This window comes from Thermoplasmata archaeon (genome assembly GCA_038851035.1).
GTDB lineage: Archaea > Thermoplasmatota > DTKX01 > VGTL01 > VGTL01 > JAWCLH01.
In genome coordinates this window covers 1-6,153 of the sequence record JAWCLH010000048.1, presented here as the reverse complement: position 1 = coordinate 6,153, position 6,153 = coordinate 1, and the positions used below count along the sequence as shown (strand labels likewise).

Here is a 6,153-nt window from a genome sequence, read left to right as displayed (position 1 = left end):
GGGGGGGGGGGGGGGGGGGGGGGGGGGGGGGGGGGGGGGGGGGGGGGGGGGGGGGGGGGGGGGGGGGGGGGGGGGGGGGTACAGCGGCGGAAGCATGGGTAGCATGGGCGGAGCTGGAGGCCGTGGGGGTGCCGGGGGGACAGGGGGAGCCGGTGGGGGAATCGTATTCATAACTGCTTCAAAAGTTATCATAAAAGGAAATCTCAAAGCAAGCGGACTACCTGGACATGACGGCCTCCCCGGTGGCGCTGGAGGGGCAGGAGGGAATGGGGGAAGCGGAGGGGCGGGAGGAGGTGTAGTGTACTATCAGCCAGGAGGAGGGGGCGGTGGTGGGAACGGCGCCGCTGGTGGAAGTGGCGGCGACGGGGGAGGTGGCGGAGCGGGAGGCACTGTCTGGCTCAGGGCATACGAGCTCGAGCTCGGAGAAAATCTTGTCAGAGCCATCGGGGGCGCTGGGGGCAGGGGAGCGTCCGGGGGTGATGGCGGTGCTGGAGGCGCGGGGGGCGCCTCGGGCGGCACAGGCGCCCAGCCCGGCTCCGCGGGAACCGTCGGTGCATCCGGCTCCAACGGAAGAGATGGAGGCGCGGGAGGGGGTGGCCTAATCCGACTAGATTCAGTAATCTCGTCCGGCTCCGTGCAACCTCCTGCATATACTTCCGACCTTCCACGAACGCCGCTCGCATGGGCCACTTCAATCCCAATTCGCCCAGCCTCCCTCGCCCGCTGGGCGACCCTCAATGTCACTTACCGCGTTCAGGGAGAGGCCGGCCTTCGATTCGATGTTCTGGATGCCTCCAGTGGAGAGGTTGTAGGCGAGTGGCAGCCATCCGGGGAGGGTGAGGAGACCTTTGACCTCTCCGGCCTTACAGCTCCCTCCATACAGCTTAGGGTCACATTTTTCACCAACGGCTCTGAGGCCGCCAAACTAGACAGCTGGTCCTTGAGCTGGGTACCGAACCATGCCCCTCCCCCCCCGAAGGGGCTCGCGGTTGAGGGTCGGATGTCTGGATCTCCTGAAGCGATGAGGCTCACCACAACCCAGCCCTCTTTTAACTGGACTTTTACGGACGAAGACAGTGGACAGAATCAATCGGCCTTCAACATCTCGGTCCGCACGGGGCCGGGCGGGACAGGTCTGGTGATGTGGAGCCTTGAGAAAGAGAGCGCGAGCTCGCGGGTCGTGTTCGGAGAAGGAGGAGAAGAGGCTATTCCGCTTCAGAAGGGGAATGACTACTTCGTATCTGTAAGGGTGCGGGACTCGCCTCTCGCTGGACCCCTCTGGAGTCAGCCATCCGAGATGGGATTCCACATCAACGCTCCGCCGACTGTTCCAGCCCTCATCCAGCCCGAGAACGGCGCTAAAGCTGTTCCAAGACTGGTCGAGCTTAAATGGAGCGAGTCGAAGGACCCGGAGGGCGACACCGTCCTCTACAACTGGCAGATCAGCACCGTCCCCGACTTCAGCGTCCTCATAGCAGAAGGCTTGTCCGATGAGACCGTGACCAGGCTAGAGCTCCCACCCAACGCCACCTACCACTGGCGCGTCAGGGCAAGCGACGATCTAGAGGGGTCGGAGTGGAGCGAGGCCTGGAGCTTCACCATCACGAGCAACAGACCACCTTCCTTGTCTCCATTCCCCCCCCTCAGCCTCGCGTTCAACGAAACACGTGAGCTCGACCTCTCGCCGTACGCTCTCGACCCCGAGGACGGCCGCAACTTGAGCTGGAGTGCGGGACTGGCGGCCGGGCCGGAATTCAACAGACAGCCACCACCGCTCCTGGTGACCCTGACAAACAGCACTTTATTCGTCACTGCGACAGACGTCAACGGGAGCTTCACCATCACCTTGACGGCCACGGACTCCGGTGGTCTGAGCGCTAAGGCCGATCTGACGGTTGTGGTCTTTTCGCAACCAGCTCCGCTTAACAAGAAACCTGTGCTCACGATTCAGGGGAGCAGTTTGAGGAGCGGAGAGAGGCTGCGAATCGACCTCAGCAGGCACGTGAGCGATGAGAGCCCCTCCACCCTCAGATGGGCGGTCTCGTCGGAATCACCCCTCCTCACTGTGCGTCTGGAGGGCACCGTGCTGAGACTAGATGCGGGGAAGGTTGAGAGGGAGACGAGAGCGGTTGTTGTAGTGAGGGTTTGGGACGAATTCAATCTCACGGATGAGGCCCGTCCGGTCTTCACCATTCTTCCTCTAGGCACAGCGGCAAGAGGCGAAGAACCGATGTGGATTCTGCCTGCCCTCGGAATAGTGGTCCTTCTGCTCCTCGTCTTGATGATTGTGGCACTCGTCGGGAGGGGGCGGAAGATGGGAGTGCGTTATCCTGCCTATACCTATGAACAGCAGGAGACCGGCGCAGAGGAGGCGCCGGAGTTCAGGTCGGGAATTCCGCCCGGCGGCAGAGAATTTGTGGGACCCGAGCCCGCCCAGCAGCAACACTGCTGGCCTGAAACCGCGGAAGGGGTTCCGAGCCCGGAGTCCCCGGAGCAGCCCGGCGAGTGGATTGAAGAGATACAGATGGACGAGGTCCCTCCTCCCCCGTCACTCCAGCCACCTCGGTCCGGGGGCGAGAGACCAAGGAGCCTTGAAGAAATTCTGGAGATGCTTGGAAAATAGGGCGCTTCCTTATCGACCCAACCACCCACCGTCATCGAGCGCTAGCTTTAAATTCTGGCTCAACTGTATAATTCCACGTGAGGAGAAAAAAGAGGCTTACTGCGCTCGCGCTCGTAGCTGCGCTCTTAATGCTCTTGCTCGGTGCCTCCACTTATCGGTTCGCACCCCCGGAAAAGGCTCCGCCCCCACCGCCGGCGAAGCCGAGGTACCCGTTCGTGGACAACGTTACAAACGCCTACAACTTTCCTCTGACGACCGGACCACGACCCTCGGCCGAGACCCATGTTGCTGTCAACCCGCGGGACCCGAACAACATTGTCGTCGCTTCGAATGACATGAATAACCCGTCGCAGGACGTTTGGCTCCATTATTACACTACAAAGGACGGGGGAAAAACATGGAGCGATGGCAGGGTTCCGGGTTACCGGGGGGGCCCGCCATCAGTGCTCACGGGTTTCGGCACCGCCTGCGACCCCTCTCTTGGGTTCGACATGAATAATAATGTCTATCTGGCGGGGGTGGGATACAACAGGCACACCTACCTCCATACAGGCAGGGCTAACTGTATCTTCGTTGCCCGGTCGTCCAATGGAGGAGATTCATTCGACCAGGTCTCAATCGTTCACACCTCGATGTCCAACACCCTCCAGTTCAACGACAAGGAGTGGCTCGCAGTGGACCTCAACAACGGTAATGTTTACGTTACATGGACAATATTCGTCGGCAATGTCATCGGGACAATCGTTTTCAGCCGCTCGACCGACCAGGGCAGGACCTGGACGCCACCAAAAAAGCTTGCCGACGTTACCGCGGACCTGAACGCCCAGGGCTCATTCGTCGCCGTAGATAGGAACAGCACCATTCACGTTGTTTGGAGGGACTTCTCCGACGACACAATCCACTACACGAGATCCCGCGATTACGGCGACACTTGGGAGCCGGTGAGGGCCATCGCGCAGATGGACCCGCCGCCCTCGCCCCTCCCCAACAGCACCTATAGGGTCCCGACGATGCCGGTGATGGCCATTGACAATAGTGATGGTCCCTACGGAGGCAGCATATACCTCGCCTGGAACGACGACCGCCTTGGCGACTCGGACGTCTTTCTCACGTACAGCCGCGACCTCGGCGATACATGGAGCGAGAGCTACGTCAGGGTCAACAACGACGAGGAGGGGAACGGGGCGGATCAGTTCTTCCCAGCCATCGCAATCTCAGAGCAGGGCTGGGTCCACCTGATGTTCTATGATCGTCGATATGACCCGAACCACACCTTGCTCGGTGTCACCTACGCGGTCTCCGTTGACGGCGGCCAGAATTTTACAATCAACCTGAACGTGAGCGACACTCTATTCAACGGCGATTACGGTGGCAGGGCCTACTGGACGGAGCTTCTGCCCGGGGGAGACGTCGGGTTCGTGGGAGACTATCTTGGCATCGGCGTTAACAACCGGACCGCTTTCTTGACATGGTGCGACTGTCGCAACGCCACCCCCGACGACGGAAACTCCGACATCTACGCGGCCATGGTGGTTTTTGCTGGAGCGGAGGGGTCCGTAAACGACACCTACAATTATCTTCTAAAGTCCGGAAGCTGAGATCCGCCGCCGGACTCCTACTGATTCCGCCGGAGCATAATATATATATATCGTATGCCATGAATACACTATAAGGTGACATATGATGACAGGGGATGACAAATTGGTCCGAGAGACTTCGTCTTCGGGGGAGGGGGGCATCGAGTACCGGGCCACCATCCGGTTCCCCAGGAAGGACTATGAATTCATGCAGATGCTCATTGATAAAGGAGAGTATACCAACATAACCGAAATCGTGCGCGACGCTGTGAAGAGGTTCAGGCTGGAGTGGAGCGACGCCGAGGCGATGCAGGGGTACATGCCCATGTTCACGATGAGGGGGAGGATGATGCCGATGATGAGAATGATGATGCAGCAGATGTCCGACACGAGCAGGGACGGGAAGAGGAAGAGGGACTAGTAGGGGGGATGGAGGGAGTGGGGGGGAAGGCCATGGGAGTGAAGGACTGGTACATGAGCAGAATGGTTAGGAAAATGAGCGCCGAAGAGAAAAGGGGCATGATGGGAGCGATGATGGACAAGTTCTTCGAGAGCATGAGCCGCGAGGAGAAGAGCGCCCTGATGAACGAGATGATGCCCAGGATGATGGACAGGATGTTCGAGGGCATGACGGGCGAGCAGAGGAGGGAGCTCATGAAAGCCATGATGCCCGCGATGATGAACAGGATGCTCGAGGGGATGACCGCAGAGGGCAGGATGGAGCTCATGGCCGGGATGATGCCGCGGATGATGGCGCAGATGTTCGGCGGGGAGGAGGGGGGAACCGACATGCCCGGCATGATGAAGAGGATGATGTCCTGCATGCAGGGAGGAGGGAAAGCGGATTCGGGAGGTGCCGGGGGTTTCAGGCCCTGGGAGTGCTGCCCATGCAGGGAGTTGTGCGCGGCAGGGAGGGAGGGGACCCTAAAAGAATCGGCAGTCCAGAGCCCCTCCGCCCCCGCAAAGACGGAATTGCGGGGGCCGGAATAGGGGAATATATTCCCAATAAATCCCGATAATAGAGGATTGTACCAAATTCAATATATATTATCGGTGCACAGGATAAGCATGGATGCTGCTCGCCGCTGTCAGGAATCGGGGGGCCGAGGGCCTGGCCATCATCGACCGTGAGTTCGCCGAGCAGCAGATAGAGCTCTGTGAGGCAGAACTCAAAGAAGAGCTCGAGGGCGGTATCCTTCCGCGCAAAGCCCAAATCTATCTTGAAAAGGCCCGGGAGCATCTAAGACAGCGCCAATATGCCAAAGCCCTTTTCTGGGCAATGAAAGCCCGAGGGGTGACTGCGGAGCTTCTCATCCACGAAAAACGAAAGGGGAGGGGAACTTCGGAGGAGGAGTAACCCTACCGCGTTTTATGCCCGCACGCAGGACATACTGTCCACTCGGGCTCAAGGATTTCGCTACAGGAGGGGCATCTGAGCCCGCCCCGCCTCTTTAGTTTCTTTTCCCCAGTCGCCGGGGGCGCGACCCCGGCGCCAGCAGCCCCCTCTGGGGCTTCTGCGCGCCCCGCCCCTCCGAGCGCGCCCCTCGCCTCCATCGCGAACTGCATCGCCGCCTCCCCGTCGCCTTCCTTGATGAAATCGCGAGCGAGCTCGAGCTTCTCCATTGCGGCCGAGACTTGCGCCGCACCCTCGGGGTGCTTCTCGAGATGCTCCGCGAGCGCGTCCTCGACCTCTGCGACGAGCTTCTTTGCGTCCTCGAGAAGCTCGTCCCCTTCAGAAGGCCTCGCGGCTGCCACAGCTGCACCGGCCCCCGCAGCGGCGCCCGCACCCGCCGCAATCCCTGCAGCGGCCGCAGCGGCTCCCGCGCTCCCGGCCCCGGCCGCGCCCGCCTCCTCGCCAGCCCTCCTGCGCCTCCTCGAGACCGCAACGAAGACAGCGGCAAGAACGACCAGCAGGATAACGATGCCGAGCGCTAATCCAGCCCCCGCCACCCA

At 60.8% G+C, this 6,153-nt stretch carries 6 protein-coding genes; 5 read left to right on the top strand and 1 reads right to left on the bottom strand.

All coding sequences use genetic code 11. The features are described 5' to 3' along the window. The first annotated feature begins 298 nt into the window (after positions 1-298). The 5 genes from QW379_10365 to QW379_10345 all read left to right on the top strand — a co-directional run bounded on the left by QW379_10365 (position 299) and on the right by QW379_10345 (position 5,557). Positions 299-2,623, top strand: coding sequence for a hypothetical protein (locus QW379_10365; protein MEM2870798.1), 2,325 nt, complete (start codon positions 299-301; stop codon positions 2,621-2,623). A gap of 77 nt (positions 2,624-2,700) precedes the next feature. Then, the gene (locus QW379_10360; GenBank protein MEM2870797.1) at positions 2,701-4,221 is read left to right on the top strand and encodes a sialidase family protein; all 1,521 of its coding nucleotides are present in this window, start codon (positions 2,701-2,703) and stop codon (positions 4,219-4,221) included. 82 nt (positions 4,222-4,303) lie between these two features. After that, positions 4,304-4,621, top strand: a complete 318-nt coding sequence (locus QW379_10355; protein MEM2870796.1) for a ribbon-helix-helix domain-containing protein — start codon at positions 4,304-4,306, stop codon at positions 4,619-4,621. Positions 4,622-4,653: 32 nt separating this feature from the next. Further along, a complete protein-coding gene (locus tag QW379_10350; protein ID MEM2870795.1) occupies positions 4,654-5,190 on the top strand; it encodes a hypothetical protein in 537 nt (178 codons plus the stop codon). 82 nt (positions 5,191-5,272) lie between these two features. Continuing rightward, positions 5,273-5,557 (top strand): hypothetical protein, encoded by a 285-nt coding sequence (locus QW379_10345; protein MEM2870794.1) that lies wholly within the window; start codon positions 5,273-5,275, stop codon positions 5,555-5,557. Between the two features lie 2 nt (positions 5,558-5,559). On the opposite strand, the gene QW379_10340 is transcribed toward QW379_10345, so the two are convergent. Then, positions 5,560-6,153 (bottom strand): zinc ribbon domain-containing protein (locus QW379_10340; protein MEM2870793.1); only part of this gene is annotated, 594 nt, incomplete at its 5' end.